At 63.2% G+C, this 22,712-nt stretch carries 18 protein-coding genes; 7 read left to right on the plus strand and 11 right to left on the minus strand.

The window, feature by feature from the left end; translation table 11 throughout:
• Nucleotides 1-88: 88 nt before the first annotated feature.
• The 5 genes from FBY03_RS02645 (at nt 89) to FBY03_RS02665 (ending at nt 7,577) form a co-directional block, all read left to right on the plus strand.
• Nucleotides 89-1,606 (plus strand): HDOD domain-containing protein, encoded by a 1,518-nt coding sequence (locus FBY03_RS02645; RefSeq protein WP_147170647.1) that lies wholly within the window; start codon nt 89-91, stop codon nt 1,604-1,606.
• Between the two features lie 46 nt (nt 1,607-1,652).
• The gene (locus FBY03_RS02650; RefSeq protein WP_147170648.1) at nt 1,653-2,468 is read left to right on the plus strand and encodes a rhodanese-like domain-containing protein; all 816 of its coding nucleotides are present in this window, start codon (nt 1,653-1,655) and stop codon (nt 2,466-2,468) included.
• A 51-nt stretch (nt 2,469-2,519) separates the two neighbouring features.
• On the plus strand, nt 2,520-3,383 hold the full coding sequence (gene asd / locus FBY03_RS02655) for an archaetidylserine decarboxylase (protein ID WP_147170649.1): 864 nt from the start codon (nt 2,520-2,522) through the stop codon (nt 3,381-3,383).
• A gap of 254 nt (nt 3,384-3,637) precedes the next feature.
• Nucleotides 3,638-5,443: a molecular chaperone gene (locus FBY03_RS02660; RefSeq protein ID WP_147170650.1), complete on the plus strand. Its 1,806-nt coding sequence runs from the start codon at nt 3,638-3,640 to the stop codon at nt 5,441-5,443.
• Nucleotides 5,444-5,507: 64 nt separating this feature from the next.
• The gene (locus FBY03_RS02665; RefSeq protein WP_147170651.1) at nt 5,508-7,577 is read left to right on the plus strand and encodes an EAL domain-containing protein; all 2,070 of its coding nucleotides are present in this window, start codon (nt 5,508-5,510) and stop codon (nt 7,575-7,577) included.
• A gap of 129 nt (nt 7,578-7,706) precedes the next feature.
• On the opposite strand, the gene serB is transcribed toward FBY03_RS02665, so the two are convergent.
• Nucleotides 7,707-8,921: a phosphoserine phosphatase SerB gene (gene serB, locus FBY03_RS02670; protein WP_147170652.1), complete on the minus strand. Its 1,215-nt coding sequence runs from the start codon at nt 8,919-8,921 to the stop codon at nt 7,707-7,709.
• A 275-nt stretch (nt 8,922-9,196) separates the two neighbouring features.
• Here serB and FBY03_RS02675 point away from each other — a divergent pair, with 275 nt between their 5' ends.
• A complete protein-coding gene (locus FBY03_RS02675; protein ID WP_147170653.1) occupies nt 9,197-10,756 on the plus strand; it encodes an AhpA/YtjB family protein in 1,560 nt (519 codons plus the stop codon).
• On the plus strand, nt 10,753-11,313 hold the full coding sequence (locus FBY03_RS02680; RefSeq protein WP_147170654.1) for a metal-dependent hydrolase: 561 nt from the start codon (nt 10,753-10,755) through the stop codon (nt 11,311-11,313). Before FBY03_RS02675 ends, FBY03_RS02680 begins: the two co-directional genes overlap by 4 nt.
• 64 nt (nt 11,314-11,377) lie before the next feature.
• On the opposite strand, the gene FBY03_RS02685 is transcribed toward FBY03_RS02680, so the two are convergent.
• From FBY03_RS02685 to thiC, 10 genes are all read right to left on the minus strand, one after another.
• The gene (locus FBY03_RS02685; protein ID WP_147170655.1) at nt 11,378-12,082 is read right to left on the minus strand and encodes a membrane integrity-associated transporter subunit PqiC; all 705 of its coding nucleotides are present in this window, start codon (nt 12,080-12,082) and stop codon (nt 11,378-11,380) included.
• Nucleotides 12,083-12,229: 147 nt separating this feature from the next.
• On the minus strand, nt 12,230-14,488 hold the full coding sequence (parC, locus tag FBY03_RS02690; RefSeq protein WP_147170656.1) for a DNA topoisomerase IV subunit A: 2,259 nt from the start codon (nt 14,486-14,488) through the stop codon (nt 12,230-12,232).
• Nucleotides 14,489-14,495: 7 nt separating this feature from the next.
• Nucleotides 14,496-14,981 carry a TIGR02281 family clan AA aspartic protease gene (locus tag FBY03_RS02695; protein WP_371920749.1) on the minus strand — a complete coding sequence of 162 codons (486 nt, stop codon included), beginning with the start codon at nt 14,979-14,981 and terminating at the stop codon, nt 14,496-14,498.
• A gap of 35 nt (nt 14,982-15,016) precedes the next feature.
• A complete protein-coding gene (locus FBY03_RS02700; protein ID WP_147170658.1) occupies nt 15,017-16,000 on the minus strand; it encodes an esterase-like activity of phytase family protein in 984 nt (327 codons plus the stop codon).
• Nucleotides 16,000-17,898: a DNA topoisomerase IV subunit B gene (gene parE / locus FBY03_RS02705; RefSeq protein ID WP_147170659.1), complete on the minus strand. Its 1,899-nt coding sequence runs from the start codon at nt 17,896-17,898 to the stop codon at nt 16,000-16,002. The genes FBY03_RS02700 and parE overlap by 1 nt, the downstream gene beginning before the upstream one ends.
• A gap of 17 nt (nt 17,899-17,915) precedes the next feature.
• Complete coding sequence (locus FBY03_RS02710; protein WP_147170660.1) at nt 17,916-18,533, minus strand: YqiA/YcfP family alpha/beta fold hydrolase; 618 nt, start codon at nt 18,531-18,533, stop codon at nt 17,916-17,918.
• A 79-nt stretch (nt 18,534-18,612) separates the two neighbouring features.
• Nucleotides 18,613-19,428 carry a 3',5'-cyclic-AMP phosphodiesterase gene (gene cpdA / locus FBY03_RS02715; protein WP_147170661.1) on the minus strand — a complete coding sequence of 272 codons (816 nt, stop codon included), beginning with the start codon at nt 19,426-19,428 and terminating at the stop codon, nt 18,613-18,615.
• 191 nt (nt 19,429-19,619) lie between these two features.
• The gene (locus FBY03_RS02720) at nt 19,620-20,072 is read right to left on the minus strand and encodes a DUF1249 domain-containing protein (RefSeq protein ID WP_147170662.1); all 453 of its coding nucleotides are present in this window, start codon (nt 20,070-20,072) and stop codon (nt 19,620-19,622) included.
• Nucleotides 20,063-20,662, minus strand: a complete 600-nt coding sequence (locus FBY03_RS02725; RefSeq protein ID WP_147170663.1) for an NUDIX domain-containing protein — start codon at nt 20,660-20,662, stop codon at nt 20,063-20,065. The genes FBY03_RS02720 and FBY03_RS02725 overlap by 10 nt, the downstream gene beginning before the upstream one ends.
• A 97-nt stretch (nt 20,663-20,759) precedes the next feature.
• Nucleotides 20,760-22,661 carry a phosphomethylpyrimidine synthase ThiC gene (gene thiC, locus FBY03_RS02730; RefSeq protein ID WP_147170664.1) on the minus strand — a complete coding sequence of 634 codons (1,902 nt, stop codon included), beginning with the start codon at nt 22,659-22,661 and terminating at the stop codon, nt 20,760-20,762.
• Nucleotides 22,662-22,712 lie beyond the last annotated feature (51 nt).

Consider the following 22,712-nt stretch of genomic DNA (forward strand, 5'->3'; position numbering starts at 1 on the left):
GGTTTTGTAAAACAACCCTTCTATTTATCGGAAGTTATGCGCGAGACTATAGCCAGTTAAGGTTAAAAGCTAGTTTGGCTCAACCCGCATGCCTAAGCATTCCCCACTCCCGCGCAGTCTCGATGCCTGGCTCAATCAGCTGGGCAATCAGCTATTGCCGGTGCCCGCTGAGAACCTCCTGCTGGTGCGCCGCGCCGTGAGCGACAGCCGTCGTTCGTTACGCGATATTACCGAACTGATGCAAAGCAGCCCCGCTCTGGCACTTAGTGTATTGCGCGAGGCCAATCGCAAGAGCAACGGACTCAATCAATCCTCTGTAAGTTTGGAGAGTGCGCTCGGTCGACTGGGCTTGCAGCGCATCGAAGAGTTGCTTAACCGTCAGCCCAGCATGCCGGCCAGCGAAATACCCCAGGCGCTGCGACAAATTCAGCTGATCAGCCAACATGCCGCGCAACAAGCCAACGGCCTGTTCGCCGGGCGCCTGGCCCGGCTCTGGCAGGAAATTCACTGGGGTAGCCTACTGTTTCTCGCGCCCATCTGGGCGCTGCTGACGGCCCATCCCGAGCTGTTCGAGCTGTGGGAGCAGCGCGTCCTGGTAAAGGGCGAACCGGCGACCAAGGTCGAACACGACGTACTCGGTGTGCCCCTGCTTAAACTCTGCCTGGCCCTGGCCGAACACTGGCGCCTGCCCGAGTGGATCATCCAGGGCTATCGCCTGCTGCTGAATGACCGCCACCTGCTGGCCCAGGCGTTACACATTGCCCGCCGGCATCCGCAACCGCTGCACCAGCAGCAGTTTCTCGACGCCGACAACAGCCTGCGCCGCTGGCTGACCCAGCCGGCCAACAGCATTCTGCTGGCCAACCTCCTGGCCCTGTCTGCCCACAATGTCTGGAGCACACCGCACAGCCTGCGCTGGCAACGCCTGACCGGGCTGTACCTGCAACTGCCGCTAGACGCCCTACAGCAGCAGGTTCATCAATTCGCCGCACAAAGCGCCCGACAGCACCCTGATCGCGACCTCTGGCATCCTGCCGAGGCCCTGCTCTGGCCCTGGGATGCCCGACATCTGCAGGCCCCCTCCACGCCGCCAGCGAAAGCCCCGCAGGTCAGCGAGTGGCGCCAGCACTGCATGCAACTGCTGGCTCAGCCGAGCGTTTTTAATAATGTCGCCGCGCTGACGGCCTGCGCCAGCCAGGCACTGCAGGCGTGCGGCATGCAGCGGGTATTGCTGCTCCTGGCCGATCGCACCCACAGTCGCCTGCTAGCCCAGCAGCAGATTGGCCTCGATCAATCGGCTGCTGGGCTGAAACTCGACCCGCAACACAGCCAGGTATTGCGGCGGTTACTCAGCGAACCCGGGCAGTTGCGCCTGACCCCAGGCAACATTGCCCAATTCTCCGCCCTGCTCCCCGGCGCGCTGAAAGCGCTGTTCCCCAGCGAGCATCTGCTGATTCGCTCACTGGCCAGCCACGGCCGAGTGATGATGATCGCGCTCGCCGACCAGACAGGCGCACCGATCAACGAAACCAGCCTGCACGCCTTTGGCAAAACGGTGCAATGCATTGAGCGCGCCCTGAGCAGCTTTGCCAAACGCGGACATTGAGCTTTCCGCTACAATTCGTCCCTTTCCTTTAATGAAGAGGCCCAGCATGACTGCCTTCGCTGCGTTGCCATTGGTGATCGAGCCGGCCGACCTGGCCAGCCGCCTGAATGCCCCCGAACTGATCCTGATCGACCTGACCAGCACCGCGCGCTATGCCGCAGGGCACATCCCCGGGGCACGCTTCGTCGATCCCAAGCGCACCCAACTGGGTCAGCCACCGGCCCCCGGCCTGCTGCCGCCGCCCACACAATTGGAGCAGTTATTCGCCGAACTGGGGCACAACCCGAACGCCGTCTATGTGGTCTACGACGATGAAGGTGGCGGCTGGGCCGGACGCTTCATCTGGCTGCTGGATGTCATCGGTCATGCTGGCTATCACTACCTCAATGGCGGCCTGCACGCCTGGCTGGCTGAAGACCGTCCGCTCAGCACCGAACAACCCGCAGCGCGCAGCGGTAGCCTGAGGCTGACGCTGAGCGATGCCCCGACAGCCACTCGCGAATACCTGCAGAGTCGCCTGGGCGCGAGCGACCTGGCCATCTGGGACGCCCGCTCGCCCGCGGAATACCGGGGCGAAAAAGCCTTGGCGGCGAAAGCCGGGCATATCCCAGGCGCAGTGAACTTCGAGTGGACCGCCGGCATGGATCAGGCCCGCGCCTTGCGCATTCGTCAGGACATGCCCACCCTGCTCGACAGCCTCGGCATCAGCCCGGACAAAGAAGTCATCACCCACTGCCAAACCCATCACCGCTCCGGCTTCACCTACCTGGTGGCCAAAGCACTCGGCTACCCACGCGTCAAAGCCTACGCCGGCTCCTGGGGCGAGTGGGGCAACCACCCGGACACCCCGATCGAACGCTAATCCGCCACCCGTTTGCTTCTCAGCAAGTCCCCTGGCTCTTAAGGAACCACCATGAAACAACGTCTATTCATCCTCAGCCAGTACCTGCTGCCACACCACCTGCTATCGCGCCTGATCGGCTGCGCGGCCGAGTGCCGCGTCGGCTGGATCAAGAACTGCCTGATCACCTGGTTCGCCAAGCACTATCAAGTCAACATGAGCGAGGCGCAGATCGATGAGCCGACCCGTTTCGAGCACTTCAACGCCTTCTTCACCCGCGCCCTGAAAGACGGCGTACGCCCACTGGACCCCGCCCCCGACGCGATTCTCTGCCCGGCCGACGGCGCCGTCAGCCAACTGGGTCAGATCGAGCATGGCCGGGTGTTTCAGGCCAAAGGGCAAAGCTTCAGCGCGGTCGAATTGCTCGGCGGTGACAGCGAGCGCGCCAGCCCGTTCATGGGGGGCGAGTTCGCGACCATTTACCTGTCGCCGAAGGACTATCACCGCGTGCATATGCCGCTGACCGGCACACTCAAAGAGATGATTTATGTACCGGGACGACTGTTCTCGGTCAATCAGACCACCGCCGAGAACGTGCCGGAACTATTCGCCCGTAACGAGCGCGTGGTCTGCCTGTTCGACACCGAGCGCGGCCCGATGGCTGTGGTGCTGGTTGGCGCCATGATCGTCGCCTCGATCGAAACCGTGTGGGCCGGACTGGTCACGCCGCCCAAACGAGCCCTGAAAACCTTCCGTTATGATGAAGCCGCGCGAGCACCGATCAGCCTGGAAAAAGGCGCCGAGCTCGGCCGCTTCAAGCTCGGTTCAACCGCCATCGTGCTATTCGGCCCGAACCAGGTGCGCTGGGCCGAAGAACTCGCAGCCAACAGCAGCGTACAGATGGGCCAGCGCCTCGGCAGTAGCCTGAGCCATTAACACACAGCCGTAGCGGAGTGTAGGCCCGCCCCTCGCGACCTCAGCTGCCCCCTTGCCGGCACTCGCCTCACGCCAGCCGGCGGCTGAACGTTCAAGGGGAGCCGAGGGTCCAACGCGGCAGGGTTAGCAGCTCGTCACAGTGTGTGACGGCTAGTCAGGCCCGCAGCTGCGGGCCCGTCAAGATGCTGCTAGAGTTCGCTGCATTACTATTAGAACGACTCGCCGTCCTGCTGGCGTTGGAGTATCCAAGTTAGATGGATAAACAGAGTCCTCACCTGCAGCTCCGGGTGCCAACCCCCAACAAGCAGAGCCTGTCGTTCTGCGAGGCCAGCCCGCGCGACCTCAAGCGCTGGATTGCAGGGATACCAAAAGCCAATATCGGAGAATCGGCCCGCCAGCTCTACCAGGCACTGATAGAGCTGAACCAGCTGCTGACTCCGTCGGACAATCGCTTGCAGCTGCTGGAACTGCTGCGCCCCGAGGTGTATTTCGTCTGCCAGCACCTGGAACGCCATTTCCTCAACCAGGCCATCGTCCTCGACGACCGACCGCGCAAAGTCGCCAACCTGTGCCAGGCACTTCAACACCACCTGGCGGTCGGCTACAAACTGATCGTTGCCCGCGTGGTGACGCAGCCCAAACGCGAACGCAACCAGTTGCTGGCCATTGCCTTGCAACGCGCCACCCACAGCCTGGGCGGCACACTGGTGCGCGCCAGCCAGCTGTACTGCCCCGTACCGGAAGGCCTGTGGCTGGAGCTGCATCAGCTCTACCAAATCGCCCGCACGCACGAATTGCACACCCTGCTAATCCGCGACCCACTGGCCCACCACGCTCAGGGCTTGAGTGTCGAGCAAAGCTATCTGGTAGCGCTGCTACTCGGCTGTGCCCGCTGCAACCAGATGCGCCAGAATGGTATTGCCCGCCTGGCTCAGGCTCTGGAACCCTGGAGCAAACTGGTCAAACTGCAAGCCGCCAACTTGCCCTCCAGCCTATTCGCGGTGGCCCAGCAACTGGATGCCCCGCCGCGCTATACCTCGTTGTTCGAGCCCAACGAACTGCGCAATGCCCTCGGCATTGATCCGCAACCGCTGGTTGACGCTATCAAGGAGCATTTGCTGCTGCCTGCCGAAGACGCCGCGCGCTCGCGCCTGCTGGTACCCGAAGGCTTCAGCCTGGATATGCTGCAACACCTGGGCGCCGCCTGGGGGGACATTTCCGAACGCACCTTCCAACGCACCCAAGGCCAGGGCACGCTGACGCTGTGCATCGGCATGAGTGCCCTGCATTTCTTCCTAGCCAATCGGCGCTCGTTCAACGAAGCGCTGAAACGCCCAGCGGCGACCGGTGCCGCCGTCTTCAAGCCCGACACCGGCGCTACGGATGTGTGGTCGAACGCCTTCGACGCACAGAAAACCAATGACTGGGAAAATGGCCTGCCCTTCGAAGAAATCGAGTACAGCAAGCCCACAGCCACCCAAGCCCCGGCCGACACCAGCGCTCGCGAAGACTACCCAACTTATGCACTGCCCATCGTCAACCACAGCCCTGGGGGCTACTGCCTGTCCTGGCCGAAAGAGGTGCCGAGTCAACTGCAAGCAGGCGAACTGCTGGGCATTCAGGACACCCCGGAGCAAGGCTGGAGCGTCGCAGTGGTCCGCTGGATTCGCCAGGTACGCGGCGGCGGCACGCAGATAGGCATCGAACTGATAGCCCCCCACGCACAAGCCTGCGGCTTGCAACTGGTCCGCAAAGCCGAGCACAACAGCCAATACCTGCGTGCCCTGCTGCTGCCGGAGATCAGCGCACTGTCCAGGCCGGCCAGCCTGATCACCCCACGCCTGCCCTTCCAGGAAGGCAACAAGGTGATGATCAACCTCAACGGCACCGAGCGCCGCGCGGTACTCAGTCGCCGCCAGACCAGCACGGGCAGCTTCAATCAGTTCGATTACCGCAGTTTCGAGCAGACGCCCAGCGACCACGGGAAGCCCGTCACAGCCCCGGAAAGCCACAGCCCAGCGGGGGAGGAAGACTTTGACTCACTCTGGAAGTCGCTGTAGATTGCCGGCTCACTACCTTTTGTCGCCTTTTAACGCCCGTCTGGCGCAGATCTAACTCCCCATCATGGCCATAGAAAAAAAAACCATTCGGCTACTGATCCTCGAAGACTCGCAGAACGAGGCCGAGCGCCTCGTCAGCCTGTTCCGTAATGCCGGCCAGGCGACCCGCGTACACCGTCTGACGTCCAGCGATGACCTGGCCGAAGCGCTGCAGAAAAGCTGGGATCTGCTGATCAGCTCGCCGAGCAGCGAGCACCTCGCGCCCAGCGAAGCCATCAGCGCCATTCGTCGCCAGGCCAAAGACATCCCGGTCATCCAGCTGCTCGCCGACAACGACTCCGACAGCATCACCGAAGCCTTGGCGCTGGGTGCTCAGGACGCCCTGCCGCAAGGCGAGGATGAGCGCCTGATACTGGTCGCCAAACGCGAACTGGCTAACCTGGAAGAACGCCGCGCCCGTCGCGCCGCCGAAGTGGCACTGCGCGAAGCGGAGAAACGCTGTCAGCTGCTGCTCGACAGCTCGGTCGATGCCATCACCTACGTGCATGACGGCATGCACATCTACGCCAACCGCGCCTACCTCGAACTGTTCGACTACCAAGACGCCGACGAGCTCGAAGGTATGCCGATGATCGACTTGATCGCCGGCGCCGACCAAGCCAACTTCAAGAGTTTCCTGAAGAACTACCAGAGCGCCGAGGGCAATGCCGAACTGGCCTGTACCGGGGTTCAGGCCAACGGCCAGACCTTCCAGGCACGCATGAGTTTTTCGCCAGCCGCCTACGACGGCGAACCCTGCATCCAAGTGGTAATCCGCGCGGAAAGCGACAACGCCGAGCTGGAAGAGAAACTGCGCGAAATCAGCAGCCAGGACCTGGTCACCGGCCTGTACAACCGCAACTACTTCCTCGAACTGATGGATACCGCCGCAGAGCGCGCGGTTACCGCCGGGCAGCCGGCCAGCCTGGCCTATATCCGCGTCGACCACTACGCCCGCCTGCTCGCCGAGGTTGGCCTGGCCGGCATCGACCTGCTGCTGACCGACCTGGCCAACCTGCTGCGCGCGCATTTCCCCGGCGACGCGCAACTGGCCCGCTTCGGCGACGATGTCTTCAGCGTGCTGCAGCCTGGGCAAACCCCGGAGCAAGCCGAAGCGAGCCTGGCCGCCCTGCTGAAAAAAGTCGACAGCCATCTGTTCGACATCAATGGCCGCACGGCACAGACCACCTTGTCGATCGGCGTCGCCGGCCTCAACGAGAAGACCGCGAAAGCCCAGGAAGTGGTCAACCGAGCGCAGCGTAGCGCCGACGAACTCAGCGAAGGCAATGCGCTGAAACTGTTCAGCCCGGCCGAAGAACTGGCAGCCGCCGCCAATCGCGGCAACATAGTCGCCATGGTGCAACAGGCACTCGAGCACAACAGCTTCCGCCTGCTGTTCCAGCCGATCATCAGCTTGCGCGGCGACAGCTATGAACATTACGAAGTGCTGTTGCGCCTGCTCAACTCGCAAGGCCAGGAAGTGCCACCGCAGGATTTCCTCAACGCCGCCAAAGAAGCCGGACTGGGCGAGAAGATCGACCGCTGGGTGATCCTCAACTCGATCAAGCTACTGGCCGATCATCGCAGCAAGGGTCACAACACCCGACTGTTCGTCCACCTCTCCAGCGCCAGCCTGCAAGATCAAACCCTGCTGCCTTGGCTCAGCGTGGCCTTGAAAGCCGCACGCCTACCCTCGGACTCGCTGGGCTTCCAGTTCAGCGAACAGGATGCCCTGGCCTACCTGAAGCAGGCCAAGCTGTTGACTCAGGGTTTGGATGAGCTGCACTGCAAGGTGGCACTCACCCAGTTCGGTTGCGCGCTCAACCCCTTCAACACCCTGAAGCACCTGAAGATCGACTTCGTCAAGCTCGACCCCTCGTTCTCCCAGGACCTGTCCCAAGCGGACAATCAGGAAGCCTTGAAAACCCTGCTGTCCAGCCTGCACGCCCAGGCCAAACTGACCATAGTGCCGTACGTCGAGAGCGCCAGCGTGCTGGCCACCCTCTGGCAAGCCGGGGTCAATTACATCCAGGGCCACTACCTGCAGGGCCCCAGTCAGACGATGGATTACGACTTCTCCACCGGAGACGAATAACTGGCCGGCGCCCTCGCGCTAAACAACGGGCTGGCGCCACGCGCATGGACGCACCCGATCAAAGCCAACCCGCAGTGTAGTCGCCGAGATTAGGTAGAGATGCCTAAGCCCGGCCGATGCGATGCCGGGTTACTCCAAGCTGTCGCGATCACGGAAGCCGAGCAGGTAGAGGATGCCATCGAGTCCCAGGGTGGAGATGGCCTGTTTCGCCGACTGTTTGACCAGTGGTTTGGCCCGGAACGCCACCCCCAACCCGGCAATGGCCAGCATCGGCAAGTCATTGGCGCCATCGCCGACGGCAATGGTTTGCTCCAGACGTAGCCCTTCTTTTTGTGCCAACTCGCGCAGTAAGTCGGCCTTGCGCTGCGCGTCGACTATCGGCTCGACCGCCACACCGGTGACCAGCCCGTCGACAATCTGCAGCTCGTTGGCAAACACGTAGTCGATACCCAGGCTGGCTTGCAGCTGCTTGGCAAAATACGTGAAGCCACCCGACAGGATCGCCGTCTTATAGCCCAGTCGCCGCAGCTCGCTGAACAGGGTTTGCGCCCCTTCGGTTAACCGCAGCGAGGCACCGATCTCGGCCAACACCGTTTCCGGCAAGCCCTTGAGCAGGGCCAGGCGTTCTCTGAAGCTGGCCGCAAAATCCAACTCGCCACGCATCGCGCGCTCGGTGATGGCCGAAACCTGTTCGCCCACCCCGGCGGCCTTGGCCAGCTCGTCGATCACTTCGGCCTCGATCAGGGTCGAGTCCATGTCGAACACCGCCAAGCGCCGGTTGCGTCGAAACAACGAATCGCGCTGAAAGGCGATATCGACGTTCAACTCCTGAGCCACACTGAGAAACTCGGCGCGCAACGCCGCTGGGTCGGCCGGCTCGCCGCGCACGGAGAACTCGATACAGCCCTTGCCCTGTTCGGCCGGCATATCCAGCGGCATACGCCCGGAAAGGCGATCGATATGATCGATGTTCAACTCATATTTCGCGGTAATCGCGCTGACTCGCTGTAATTGCTCGGCGGTCACCTTGCGGGTCAGCAGGGTGACGATATGCCGCGCCTTGCCCTGCCCGCTGACCCATTGCTGGTAATCCGCCTCGGCAACCGGGGTGAAGCGCACCTGCTGGTCGAGCTTGTAGGCGGTGAACAGCACCTCTTTGAGCACAGAGGATGCCCGCTCGGTATCCGGGATCTCGACCAGAATGCCGAACGAAAGAGTGTCGTGGATGACGGCTTGGCCAATATCGAGGATGCTCACCCCGCCCTGGGCCAATACCCCCATGATGGCGGCGGTCAGGCCCGGACGGTCTTCGCCGGTGATGTTGATCAGGACAATTTCGCGCAATGCGCACCCTCCAAGAGTCGATTGATGGTGAGCGGCCTGTCTCGGCTTAGCCAGCATGTGCAACACGCTCGACACGTCGCCGCCGAGCCGCAGAGGCAACGCCGCACAGCTGCAGAGCCCGCAGTTTTTTTCGGCAGCCAGCCAAACCCAGCAGAGCCCGGTAAAAAGATGCACATTCTACCCATTTTCGCCGCCAAACGAGCATGCGCAACGCTTTGCCCTGTGCAGGGTGATCGCTATACTGCGCGGCAACTCCTCGACATGAGCCGAGCTCTGTGAACCGGCCCGCCCCCGTTAAGCCTGACAATTTCTTCCTCCTGCTGTTTCAAGCCCTGCGGCAGCGCCGCGTGCCGCTGGCGTTGCGCATCGCCAGCCACAGCCTGTTGCTGGTGGCCTTGGCTCTGGTGATCTACGCCTGGGTGATTGGCATGCAGTTCAAGCAAGCCATGCAGCAGCAGGCCGAAGCCCTCGGCACCAGCCTGATAACCCAGACCGCCACCTCGGCCACCGAACTGCTGGTGTCCAACGACATCCTCAGCCTGAACGTGCTGCTGAATAACCTGGTGAAAAACCCGCTGGTGGCCCATGCGGCGATCTACAGCGTGGACAACCGCATACTTGCCGAAGCCGGCTCGCGCCCAAGCCAGAGCATGCTCGGCGAAACCGAGGGGCTGTACTCGACCCCGATCACCTTCCAGGAGGTCATCGCCGGTCAGTTACGGATCAGCCTGGACATGCGCCAGTTCCAGCAGCCGATGACCATCAGCCTGCAAAGCATGGGTATTCTCAGCCTGATTTTGCTGGCACTCGCGCTGAACCTGAGCCTGCGCCTGGGCCGACATATCTCCACCCCCTTGCTGCAACTGCGCGTCTGGCTACGCGACCCCGACGACCCCGCCCCTGGCGCCGGGCGCAACGACGAAATCGGCGACCTGGCGCGCCAACTGCAAGCGCGCCTGGTGCCGGAAAAGCCCGAGCCGGAGAGCGAGCCCGAGGCAGAGGAGTTCCACGACGAGCAGGACTATGGCGACGATGACCCGGACTACCTGGAAGATCAGGACGATGATGAGCCGGACTTCAGAGTCCGCGACCTGCGCGACGAACGCTTCGACGACCTGAGCGATGAGTCCGAGCAAGACGGCCCAGCGCGTCGACCTCAGATGCCGATCAGCGCCGAGCAGGACGACGATCCATTCGCCGACCTGCGCGACGACACCGCTGCAGCCGTACCAGCCACCTCGCCCGCGCCAAGCGCTCCCCGGTACAGCGCCGTCTTGGCCATCCAGCTCGGCGCCCAGGAGCAACTGCGCCGCCTGCCACGCGCCCGCCTGCTGGACTTGCTGCAACGCTACCGCGACTGCCTGAACCAAGCCGCAGCGCTTTATCAGGGTGAACTGCACACCTTGAGTGACGGCAGCAGCCTGATGCTGTTCCATAGCCAGGACAGCGGCGAGGATTACCTGACCCACGCCATTTGCTGCGGCGAACTGATGCGCGCACTCGGCCACGCCCTGCAAATCGAGGTCGCCGACATCGGCATCACCCTCCAGCTGCAACTGGGCCTGACTCAGGGCGAAGCACTGCTCAACTTGAGCCAGGGCGACCTGCTGCTCAGCGAAACCGCCCAAGACGCCCTGGCCTTGTCGCAGCACAGCCGCAACCTGCTGCTGCTCGACCGACGTGTCGGCGAGGACCCCCTGGTGCGTCAGCGCAGCCGGATTCGCGCCATTGCCAGCCCGGAAGGCGCCTGCTGTGTGGAGCGCCTGCTGGAACCTTACCCATCGCTACTGGAACGCCAGCTGGCGCGCATGCACGAGAGCCGCGCACCGTCTTGACCACGCTGATCAGCCATCCACTGCCGGTCCTGGCCCTGGGGCTAGCGCTCGGCAGTCGACTGATCCCACCCCGCTTGCTGCTGGCCGGTATGCTTGCTGCCTGCCTACCCGATCTCGACGTCCTGGCCTTCAAGTGCGGCATCGCCTACGGCGACGCTTTCGGCCACCGCGGCTTCAGTCATTCACTGCTATTTGCCGGTATGAGCGGAGTACTCGCAGCACTTGGCGGCTACGTGTTCGGCTGCAGCCCGCTTAAATCCGCCCTGTGGATCAGCCTGGCGACCGCCTCCCACAGCCTGCTGGACGCCCTGACCAATGGCGGCCTGGGTGTCGCCTGGCTGTGGCCATGGAGCCCTCAGCGCTTCTTCATGCCCTGGCGACCGATCGAGGTCTCACCCTTCATCGATGGATTCTTCAGCGCCCGCGGCGTGCAGGTGCTGCTGTCGGAGGCGCGCTGGGTGTGGCTGCCTTGCCTGATCCTGGCAGTCACAGGCTGGGGACTGCGTTGCACCCTAGCTCGGCGCCCAGGAAAAAGCCCGCGCCAGGCGGGCTTCTAGACAACAATTGGTAATAGTAGCTTCGCTCTCAGCAGAACTCGCTCTATAGAAGGGAGCGCCTCGATCAGAAGCGAAAAACCTCGGCATCGATTCTGATCGGCTCGGCCACCGGAATCTTCGGCCCTTCCGGCTTAGGAGCCGGCGCAACAGGGGCTTTTTTGCGGGGTTCCACGGCAACCGCCGGAGCGGCGTTACCCTGCTCCTCCACCGCCACCGCCAGTTCCTCGACCAGCTGCTGCATCACCAGACTCTGCGCCCGCACCTGATCGGTGATGGTCCCCTGGTGTGCCTCTTCTTTGCGCACCAGACGGCCGTCGAGCAACTGCCCGTCCTTGCCCAGCAGGCGCCATTGCGCCTCAAGCACTGCGGGTAACTGGGGCCCAGAGTCCAAGCGGGTGATGGACAGCTGCACCTGTATCTGCGGGACGAAGCCTGGGCTGGAAGGAGCCAGCAGCAGCCGCTGACTGTTCAGCCGCGAAGCCAGCTGGCGCAGCAATTGCCGATCGATGTCCGCGGCCAGGCTACCGGCCCAGCGCGCCTCGGTGGTGGTCGTCAATCGGCCATCTTCCTGACGTTGGAGCAGGGCTTCGCGTTGCAGGTAGTCGGCCACTGTCACCGGCCCCAACAGCACCGCCACCCCATCTTTATCGGCTGGCACCGCCGAGTTGCCACTGTCCAGCTGATACAGCGGTACCGGCTGGTACTGTGCACAACCGACCAGGCCAAGCAAGCCGGCCAACAATATCAAGGGAAGACGCACTGCAGTCATTACTCTCATCCAGCCGACATAAACTGCCGGCAGTAAACCTGGGTTAGCGGACGCACTCAGCCGCACTGACGCATCCCGCGGCCGCATATCATCCGTCAAACCGCCTTAGGACTCCAGCCTTGTACGCGCCAAGGCACACTCCAAGAGTCATGCCAGCGGCTCGACCCACAGACTGTCAACTCGCTGAAAGCCGCGCGGTAGCTTGTTGCCACGCCGGCCGCGCTCGCCTTTGTAATGCTCAAGATCATCGGCCTTGAGCGACAAAGTGCGCTTACCCGCCTGCAGCACCAGGGTCGCGCCAAGCGGCAGCACCGCCAAGTCGCTGAGGTATTCCTCACGGCTGGCGACCCGTTCGCCGGGAATCCCGATGATCTTGTTGCCCTTGCCTTTGCTCAGCTGCGGCAGATCGGCCACCTTGAACAGCAGCAAACGACCCTCGGTGGTCACCGCCGCCAGCCAATCCTCGGCACGATTGGTCAAGGGCTTCGGCGGCACCACCTTGGCCCCCGCCGGCAGGCTCAGCAGCGCTTTGCCGGCCTTGTTCTTGGCTTGCAAATCCTCACCCTTGACCACGAAGCCGTAGCCCGCGTCGGACGCGATGACAAATAACGCCTGGTCATCCGGCAGCAATACGCATTCGAAGGTCGCCCCCGGCGGCGGAGCCAGGCGACCGCTGAGCGGCTCGCCCTGACCGCGAGCCGACGGCAACGAGTGAGCGGCCAGGGAGTAACTGCGTCCGCTCGAGTCGATAAACACCGCGTACTGGTTGGAGCGTCCCGGCGCGGCAGCCTTGAAGCCGTCACCGGCTTTATAGGACAACCCCGTGGCGTCGATGTCGTGGCCCTTGGCGCAGCGCGCCCAGCCCTTCTCGGAAATCACCACGGTGACCGGCTCGGTCGGCAACAACTCGGTTTCCGAGAGCGCGCGCGCCTCGGCACGCGCAACGATCGGCGAGCGCCGAGCATCGCCGTAGGTCTCGGCATCGGCGATGATTTCGCTGCGCACCAGCTTGCGCAATTTACTCTCACTGCCGAGCAGCGCCTGCAGGCGTGCCTGTTCCTTGGCCAGTTCGTCCTGCTCGCCGCGAATCTTCATTTCCTCCAGGCGCGCCAACTGGCGCAAGCGGGTATCGAGGATGTAGTCGGCCTGGTCGTCGGTCAGACCGAAGCGCGCCATCAGCACGGCTTTCGGCTGATCCTCGGTACGGATGATATGGATCACTTCATCCAGGTTGAGGAAGGCGATCAGCAAGCCTTCCAACAGGTGCAGGCGGCGCTCGACCTTGTCCAGGCGGAACTGCAGACGCCGGCGCACGGTACCGATGCGGAAGGTCAGCCACTCGGCCAGCAGGGTGCGTAGGTTCTTTACCTGCGGCTTGCCATCCAGGCCGATGATATTGATGTTCACCCGGTACGAGCTTTCCAGCTCGGTGGTGGCGAACAGGTGCTGCATCAGCTCTGCGGCATCCACCCGGTTGGAGCGCGGGATGATGACGATGCGGCACGGGTGTTCGTGGTCCGACTCGTCGCGCAGGTCGGCGACCATCGGCAGCTTCTTCGCCTGCATCTGCCCGGCGATCTGCTCCAGCACCTTGGCCCCGGAGACCTGGTGCGGCAGCGCGGTGACCACGATGTCGCCGTCCTCGATGCGATAGACCGCGCGCATGCGCACCGAGCCACGGCCGCTCTGGTAGATTTTCAGCAGGTCGGCACGCGGGGTGATGATCTCCGCCTCGGTCGGATAATCGGGACCCAGCACATGCTCGCAGAGCTGCTCGACCGTGGCGCCCGGCTCATCCAGCAGGCGCACGCAGGCACTGGCGACTTCACGCAGGTTGTGTGGCGGCACGTCGGTGGCCATGCCCACGGCGATGCCGGTGGTGCCGTTGAGCAACAGGTTGGGCAGGCGCGCCGGGAGTACGGCGGGCTCGTTGAGGGTGCCGTCGAAATTCGGCACCCAATCGGCGGTGCCTTGACCCAGTTCGCTCAGCAACACCTCCGAGTAACGCGACAGACGCGCCTCGGTGTAGCGCATGGCGGCGAAGGACTTCGGATCATCCGGCGCGCCCCAGTTACCCTGGCCGTCGACCAGGGTGTAGCGGTAGCTGAACGGCTGCGCCATCAACACCATGGCTTCATAGCAGGCCGAGTCGCCGTGCGGGTGGAACTTGCCGAGCACGTCGCCGACGGTACGCGCCGACTTCTTGTGCTTGGAGTCGGCGTCCAGCCCCAACTCGCTCATGGCGTAGATGATGCGCCGTTGTACCGGCTTGAGACCATCGCCGATATGCGGCAGGGCGCGATCCATGATCACGTACATGGAGTAGTTGAGATAAGCCTGCTCGGTGAAATCGGCAAGGGAGCGGCGTTCAACGCCCTCCAGGCTCAAATCGAGGGATTCGCTCATGCGGGCCTCATTGCAAGGTGGATTGGCGCAACATCAAGCTGCCGTCGCGCTGGGTAAATTCGAGTTGTTTCAGGGCGCTCATGCCCAGCAGCACCTCATCGCCGCCCATGCCCGGGGCGATCAGGGCGGCCACGTCATTGAGGACGATATCGCCCAACTGCAAGCGGTTGAGCTCGGTGCGATGGGCCGTGGCGCGACCGTTGGCGGTGCTGATGATAATCGGCGCGCCGGGCTGCAAGCCGAGTCGCCGGGCCAGCTCGATCGGCACCGCGACCTGGGTGGCGCCGGTGTCGAGCAGGAAGGTCACCGGCTCGCCGTTGATTTGTCCGTCGGCGCGGTAATGCCCCTGGCGGCTACTGGCCAGGCGCACCTCGACGTAGTCGCTGCCGTGCACCGACTCAGGGGCGCGATTCGGGTTGCGCTGGCTTTCCTGCCAGTCGCCGAAAAACCGCGTGGCCAGCAACAGACCGGCCCCCCAGGCCAGCACCAGCATCACCCGTCCGGCACGCCGTCCCGGTGTTTGCGGACTCACCGGTTTTCACCCCAGCCACCCGTGGGCGCGGCGAAACGCCAGACCAGCGGTCGTTGCTCGCCATCGCCGCGCGCGCGCCGGCCATTGTCGAGACCGATCCAGGCACCGTCCTTGTCGATCACCAGGGCTTCGGCAACGCCGAACGGGCTGTCGTAACGTCGCGCCTCGGTCAACGCCTCGGCGGCGAACGACCAACAGCGCTCGACCTCGCCACTGCCCGGCTGACGACGACAGATGCGGTGCGCCAGTCGCTCCAGGGTGAACAGCTTGTTCTGGTAAAACGTCAGGTCGGAAAAGTCCCGCGCCTGCGGCTCGCCGCCCAGTGGCGCCGGCGCCGACTCGCGCCCGCCTTCGCTCAGCAACACGCAGCCGCCGGCGCAGCGCCAGCTTGAAGACTGTTTATGCAACACCAACAGACCGCGATTCTCCCGCTCGGCAGCTAGCCACAGGCGCTCTCCGGCCGGATCGACCGCGACCCCCTCGAACAACGCGTTGACATGCAGCAGCATGCCACTGGCGCGAGCCTGACGGACCAAGCCACCGGGCAAGTTCAACCACTGCGGCGCCGCCGTTGGTGGTACCTGCAACACGGCGGCATGCGCCTCGCTGACCAGATAGCGGTTGCCCTGGGCATCACAGCTCAGCCCCTCTAGATCCAGGTCACCGCCGCGCACCCGCCCCGCCACCCAGGTGCTCATGCGCAAGCCCCAGGGCAGCGGCATCACCGGTGGCGCGGGAGCGACGAACGGCTCGGCCTCGGCGTGCCACACCGCCTGACTGGTGTCCAGACGATACAAGCGGTCGTCGTCGCGATCCGACACGGCCCACAATGCCTCGCCGCACCAGGTCAAGCCCGACAGATTGCCCCCGGCAATGCCCTCGATCGGATGCTCGCTGAGCAGCTCCAGCTCATCTAATGGCTGAGCGGCGGCCAGCAGCGGAGCGACGATCAGCAGCAACGCGACGCACAGACGCCGCATCAGAGCAGCACCTCGGCCAGATTACCCTTCGACTCCAGCCAGGACTTGCGGTCGCCGGCGCGCTTCTTTGCCAGCAGCATGTCCATGATTTCCTGAGTGCCCGGGTAGTCCTCCAGGGTCAGCTGGACCAACCGGCGGGTATTCGGGTCCATGGTGGTTTCGCGCAACTGCGGCGGATTCATCTCGCCGAGGCCCTTGAAGCGGGTGACCTGAGGCTTGCCGCGGCGCTTCTCGGCGACCAGACGGTCGAGGATGCCGTCGCGCTCGGCATCATCCAGGGCATAGAAGATTTCCTTGCCCAGATCGATGCGGTACAGCGGCGGCATGGCCACGTAGATATGGCCGGCATCCACCAGGGGGCGGAAATGCCGAACGAACAAGGCGCACAACAGGGTGGCGATATGCAGCCCATCGGAGTCGGCGTCGGCGAGGATGCAGATCTTGCCGTAGCGCAACTGCGACAGATCGCTCGAGCCCGGATCGATGCCAACCGCCACGGCGATGTCGTGGACCTCCTGCGAGGCCAGAACTTCTCCGCCATCGACCTCCCAGGTATTCAGGATCTTGCCGCGCAGCGGCATGATGGCCTGGAATTCTTTGTCACGCGCCTGCTTGGCCGAACCACCGGCGGAATCACCCTCGACCAGAAACAATTCGGAACGCATCGGGTCCTGGCCGGCGCAATCGGCCAATTTGCCGGGCAACGCCGGTCCCTGGGTGATGCGTTTGCGCTCGACCTTCTTGCTCGCCTTGAGACGGCGATTAGCGTTGCTGATCGCCAGTTCGGCGAGCTGCTGGCCGAGTTCGGGATGGGCATTGAGCCACAGGCTGAACGCGTCTTTCACCACCCCGGAAACGAAGGTCGCGGCCTCACGGGAGGACAGGCGTTCCTTGGTCTGCCCGGAGAACTGCGCGTCCTGCATCTTGGTCGACAGGACGAAGGCGATCCGCTCCCAAACGTCTTCCGGCGCCAGCTTGACCCCGCGCGGCAACAGGCTGCGAAACTCGCAGAACTCACGCATGGCGTCCAGCAGGCCCTGGCGCAGGCCATTCACGTGGGTGCCGCCCTGGGCCGTGGGGATCAGGTTGACGTAGCTTTCCTGTACGCTTTCGCCGCCTTCCGGCAACCACAGCAGGGCCCAGTCCACCGCTTCCTTGTTACCCGCCAGGCTACCGCAGAACGGCGCCTCGGGCAGCCGCGGGTAGGCGCTGACCGCATCTTCCAGATAGGAGCGCAAACCATCTTCATAGAGCCACTCGATGTGCTCGCCACTGGCCTTGTCTTCAAAACTGACGCTCAGCCCCGGACAGAGCACCGCCTTGGCCTTGAGCACGTGTTTCAGACGGCTGATCGAGAACTTCGGCGAGTCGAAATACTTGCTGTCCGCCGAGAAGTGCACGCTGGTGCCGGTATTGCGCTTGCCGACCGTGCCGATCACGGCCAGGTCGCTGGCCTTGAAGCCGTCGGCGAAGGTCATCTGGTATTCGTTGCCGTCGCGCTTGACCCGCACCGAGACATGGGTCGACAGGGCGTTGACCACGGAGATGCCGACGCCGTGCAAGCCGCCGGAAAACTGGTAGTTCTTGTTGGAGAACTTACCGCCGGCATGCAACTTGGTGAAGATCAGCTCGACCCCCGGCACACCCTCCTCGGGGTGAATGTCCACCGGCATGCCACGGCCGTCGTCGATCACCTCCAGGGAATTGTCCTCGTGCAGGATCACCTGAATCGACTTGGCGTGGCCGGCCAGGGCCTCGTCGACGCTGTTGTCGATCACTTCCTGGGCCAGATGATTGGGCCGGCTGGTATCGGTGTACATGCCCGGACGCTTGCGCACCGGGTCCAGGCCGGAAAGGACTTCGATGGCGTCTGCGTTGTAGGTGTTCTGCTGGGCCATGGGGTCTCTGGTCGTCATTAAAGGTCGGAGAAGTCGATATCGCGCCAAAGTTGGCCGTCGATACCGGCAAAAGCAAAGAGCATCGGCAGCCGCTCGGCGAAGCCCTGAAAACCGTGATCGCCCCCGGCCTGAATACGCAGCGCGCAGGCGCGGTAATAGGCCTGGGCATGGCGATAATCGAGGGTCTCGTCGGCGGTCTGCAACCACACCTGGTAACGCGCGGGATCTTGCGGCGGCGGCACTTCCAGCTCAGCCAGGGCCGTCACGTGATCGGCGCTCAGCTCCCAGGTTTCATCGCTGTAGAAATTCTGCTGCGGCCCCAGGTGGCCCTCGAACAACTGATGCGGGCGTACCGCTGGATTGATCAACAGCGCCCGCAGAGCATGCCGCTCGGCCAAGTGGGTCGCATAGTAGCCGCCCAGGGAGCTGCCGACCAGCACGGGCCGGCCGAGTTCGTCGATCAACGCTTCGAGCTGGGCAATGGCCTGACGCGGATGGTGATGCAAGGCCGGCACGCGCAGGTTCGCGGTCAACCCCAGACGCGTCATGGCGCGCAGCAACTGGCTGGCTTTCAGCGACGCCGGCGAGCTGTTGAGGCCGTGGATATAGAGAATACTGGGACTGGCTAGGGACATGATTGACCGGACTGACATGCGGCGACGGGAAGCCGAAGGTAGCAGCTTTCGCCTGATAGCCTCCAGCCTCAGCGACCTTTCAATAGCCCTTGACGCTGTAATCCACCTCAAACGGAATACCGGTAACGCGCGACACGCCCGTCTCCAGGCGCCCATCGGCATGCAGGCGCAGCCAGCGGTAGCCAGGTGCAGTGCTGTCGACCTGAAACTCCTCACTGCCTGGTTTGAACTGCACGCAGGTGGAAGGCGACGCGAGCAGCCGCACCCCCTTGCGCTGCTGGTCGAACTCCTGGTGAATATGCCCCCAGAGCAACCCGCGCACCTGAGCAAAACGTTCCACCACCGCGAACAATGCGCCCGGATTGCGCACTCCGATTGTGTCCAACCAGCGGCAACCAATGGGTACCGGGTGGTGATGCAGACAGATCAGATGGTGACGCTCGGGGGCTTCACCGAGCGCGCGTTCCAGCAAGGCCAGTTGTTGCTCGCCGAGGTAGCCCGGCACCGCGCCGGGAATGGAGGAGTCGAGGAGAATGATGCGCCAATTGCCCAAGTCAACCACCGACTCCAGCAGATCACTGCCGACACAGGCAGCCTGCATGGCCGGGACTTCGTCATGGTTACCTGGAAACCATCGTGCCGGCGCCGGGATGGCCGCGGTCATCTGACGAAAACGCGCGTAGGAGGCCAGGCTGCCATCTTGCGACAGGTCGCCGCTGGCCAGCATCAGGTCAATCTGCGGCTGCTCCTGCAACACCTGGTCGATCACCCGCTGCAAGCTGTCCTGAGTATCCATGCCCAACAGCTTATCGTTCGCTTCGGCGAATAAATGGCTATCGGACAACTGCACCAGCAGTACCGAGGAATCTTCAGCGGAAGTGGGCGTGCTCGGCAAGGCCGTCTCCTTGAGCGGAATGCCTGAATTATGGCGGTTAGCCCAGCCTGGGGTAAACCCGCGAAGTGGGCATAGGTCACAGAAAATCAGCTGCACCCGTGCGCGGGGTCAGGCACAGTCACGTTGATCGCAAGCGACGTACAGAAACTGATTGAATTACGGCTTAGGAAACTGTCGTTTTCGGCGGCCGCCTACAGCACCGGCGCCAACTCATGGCCGCAGGCCAGACAGTGGCTCAACCACTCGCCGAGGAACAGGTTGAGCTGGGCCTTTTCATCCGGCTGGTGCATCGCCGCATTGGGGTAGGGATAGATACTGCGAAAGCGTCGGGCACTTTGCGCACTGATCACCTCGGCCATGCGCGCATCGTGGTACACCCGCACTTCCAGCTGCGGCACCGGCAACCACGGCAGGCTGTGCTCCTGGCGTACCTGCAGGGTCGAGGTATAGGGGCAGGTTTCCAGCACCTCCAGCGCCAGCACCCCGAGCAGATGCTCGCCCTGGCTCAGCGCCACCCGCCGTGCGCTGGGCTCTTCACGCATAGCCGGCAACAAACGCATCAACCGCGCATAGTTGGCCTCACAAACCGCTTGCAGTTCGATCAGATCGACCCGGTAGCGTTCGCGTAACAGGTTCACGACCATAACCCCCGGACTTCGGCGCGATTCAGGGCCAGCCATTGCAAGGCGATGATGCTCGCCGCGTTGTCGATACGCCCGTCCTTCACCGCTTCCAGCGCACCCTCCAGTGGCCAGACATGCACCCGAATGTCCTCGCCCTCTTCCTCCAGGCCATGTACACCGCCCGCACCCTGGCTGTCGCAACGACCGACGAACAGATGTACGCGCTCATCCGAACCGCCAGGCGAAGGATAGTACTGGGTAATAGGCCACAACGAGGTCAGGGTCAGCCCCGCCTCTTCGAGCGCTTCGCGGCGCGCTACTTCCTCCGGTTGTTCGTCCTTGTCGATCAGCCCGGCGACCAACTCCAGCAACCACGGATTGGCACTCTTCTCCAAGGCGCCAATCCGGAACTGCTCGATCAACACCACCACATCATGCTGCGGATCGTAAGGCAGCACGCACACCGCATCGTGGCGCACGAACAGCTCGCGACTGAGCTGCGGGCCCATCCCCCCGGCGAACTGGCGATGGCGCAGCTGCAGGCGATCGAGCCGATAAAAGCCGCTAAAGCAGGTTTCCCGTTCGATTATCTCAACGTCATCCTGTTGCATAACTACCCCCTGTTAACACGAACGGGCCCGAAGGCCCGTCCTGGTCACGCTGCATTCGGTTGTACGTCAACGTGCAACCGTCTGCTTCGAGGCTCCATCACACCTTGTGATAGAGCTGCGCGCCCTGCGCCTTGAACTCTTCGGCCTTGGCCTGCATGCCCTGCTCCACTTCCTGATCCAGCTCCAGCGCGGCGATGCGTTGCTCTTCAGCATAGACCCGCACTTCCTGGGTGATCTTCATGGAGCAGAACTTCGGCCCGCACATGGAGCAGAAATGCGCCACCTTGGCCGAGTCCTTCGGCAGCGTCTCGTCGTGGTAGGCCCGCGCGGTATCCGGATCGAGGCCGAGGTTGAACTGGTCTTCCCAGCGGAACTCGAAGCGTGCCTTGCTCAGTGCGTTATCACGAATTTGCGCGCCCGGATGACCTTTGGCAAGGTCTGCCGCATGGGCGGCGATCTTGTAGGTGATGATCCCGGTTTTCACGTCATCCTTGTTCGGCAGGCCCAGATGCTCCTTGGGAGTAACGTAGCAGAGCATGGCGCAACCGAACCAACCGATCATCGCCGCGCCTATGCCCGAGGTGATGTGGTCGTAGCCCGGGGCGATGTCGGTGGTCAGCGGGCCGAGGGTGTAGAACGGCGCCTCGTCGCAGCATTCCAGCTGCTTGTCCATGTTCTCCTTGATCAGCTGCATCGGCACGTGGCCGGGGCCTTCGATCATCACCTGGACGTCGTGTTTCCAGGCGATCTTGGTCAGCTCGCCGAGGGTTTCCAGTTCGCCGAACTGCGCTTCGTCGTTGGCGTCGGCAATCGAGCCGGGACGCAGGCCGTCGCCCAGCGAGAAGCTGACGTCGTAGGCCTTCATGATCTGGCAGATTTCCTCGAAGTGGGTGTAGAGGAAGTTCTCCTGGTGATGCGCCAGGCACCACTTGGCCATGATCGAACCGCCACGGCTGACGATGCCGGTGACGCGCTTGGCGGTCATCGGCACGTAACGCAGCAACACGCCGGCGTGGATGGTGAAGTAGTCCACGCCCTGCTCGGCCTGCTCGATCAGGGTGTCGCGGAACAGCTCCCAGGTCAGGTCTTCGGCGGCGCCGTTGACCTTTTCCAGGGCCTGGTAGATCGGCACCGTGCCGATCGGTACCGGCGAGTTGCGGATGATCCACTCGCGGGTCTCGTGGATGTGCTTGCCGGTGGACAGGTCCATCACGGTATCGGAACCCCAGCGGATGCCCCAAGTCAGCTTGGCCACTTCTTCTTCGATGGAAGAACCCAGCGCCGAGTTGCCGATGTTGCCGTTGATCTTCACCAGGAAGTTGCGGCCGATGATCATCGGCTCCAACTCCACGTGGTTGATATTCGCCGGAATAATCGCTCTACCGCGGGCGATTTCCTCGCGGACGAACTCGGCGGTGATTTCCTTGGGGATGCTCGCACCGAAGCTGTGGCCGGCGTGCTGCTGATCGAGCAGGCCAGCGGCGCGAGCTTCCTGCAGCTTCATGTTCTCGCGGATGGCGACGTATTCCATCTCCGGGGTGATGATGCCCTGGCGCGCGTAGTGCATCTGGCTGACGTTCTTGCCGGCTTTGGCGCGGCGCGGATTGCGCACGTGGGCGAAGCGCATGGCGGTCAGCTCGGGATTGCTCAGGCGCTCCAGGCCGAAGCTGGAGCTCAGGCCGTCGAGCAGCTCGGTGTCGTCGCGGTCGGCGATCCAGGCCGAGCGCACGTCGGCCAAGCCCTTGCGCACGTCGATGGTCACGTTCGGGTCGGTGTAGGGACCGGAGGTGTCGTAGACCACCACGGGGGCGTTGATCTCGCCACCGAAGTCGGTGGGGGTGACGTCCAGGCTGATCTCGCGCATCGGCACGCGAATGTCCGGGCGCGAACCCTGCACATAGACCTTCTGCGAACGAGTAAAGGGCTGCACGGATTGCTGGTCGACCTGGGCTGATTCACTCAAAATCGGGCTCAGATTGTTTTTTTCTTGTGTGCTCATCGGCTGGTTCTCTCCTGGGATGAAATGTCGGAGTGAACGTGAACAGAGCCG

The sequence above is a fragment of the Pseudomonas sp. SJZ079 genome (assembly GCF_007993865.1).
Lineage (GTDB): Bacteria > Pseudomonadota > Gammaproteobacteria > Pseudomonadales > Pseudomonadaceae > Aquipseudomonas.

Coding starts and splice junctions, on each gene's coding strand:
- FBY03_RS02695 (WP_371920749.1), bottom strand. CDS start 14,981: ATGCTGGTGCTGGCCTGGGGGGCCGGTCTGTTGCTGGCCACGCGGTTT.
- parE (WP_147170659.1), bottom strand. CDS start 17,898: ATGGCCCAGCAGAACACCTACAACGCAGACGCCATCGAAGTCCTTTCC.
- thiC (WP_147170664.1), bottom strand. CDS start 22,661: ATGAGCACACAAGAAAAAAACAATCTGAGCCCGATTTTGAGTGAATCA.
- FBY03_RS02720 (WP_147170662.1), bottom strand. CDS start 20,072: ATGGTCGTGAACCTGTTACGCGAACGCTACCGGGTCGATCTGATCGAA.
- FBY03_RS02665 (WP_147170651.1), top strand. CDS start 5,508: ATGGCCATAGAAAAAAAAACCATTCGGCTACTGATCCTCGAAGACTCG.
- FBY03_RS02685 (WP_147170655.1), bottom strand. CDS start 12,082: ATGACTGCAGTGCGTCTTCCCTTGATATTGTTGGCCGGCTTGCTTGGC.
- FBY03_RS02660 (WP_147170650.1), top strand. CDS start 3,638: ATGGATAAACAGAGTCCTCACCTGCAGCTCCGGGTGCCAACCCCCAAC.
- FBY03_RS02645 (WP_147170647.1), top strand. CDS start 89: ATGCCTAAGCATTCCCCACTCCCGCGCAGTCTCGATGCCTGGCTCAAT.
- FBY03_RS02700 (WP_147170658.1), bottom strand. CDS start 16,000: ATGCGGCGTCTGTGCGTCGCGTTGCTGCTGATCGTCGCTCCGCTGCTG.
- FBY03_RS02725 (WP_147170663.1), bottom strand. CDS start 20,662: ATGCAACAGGATGACGTTGAGATAATCGAACGGGAAACCTGCTTTAGC.
- FBY03_RS02650 (WP_147170648.1), top strand. CDS start 1,653: ATGACTGCCTTCGCTGCGTTGCCATTGGTGATCGAGCCGGCCGACCTG.
- FBY03_RS02710 (WP_147170660.1), bottom strand. CDS start 18,533: ATGTCCCTAGCCAGTCCCAGTATTCTCTATATCCACGGCCTCAACAGC.
- asd (WP_147170649.1), top strand. CDS start 2,520: ATGAAACAACGTCTATTCATCCTCAGCCAGTACCTGCTGCCACACCAC.
- parC (WP_147170656.1), bottom strand. CDS start 14,488: ATGAGCGAATCCCTCGATTTGAGCCTGGAGGGCGTTGAACGCCGCTCC.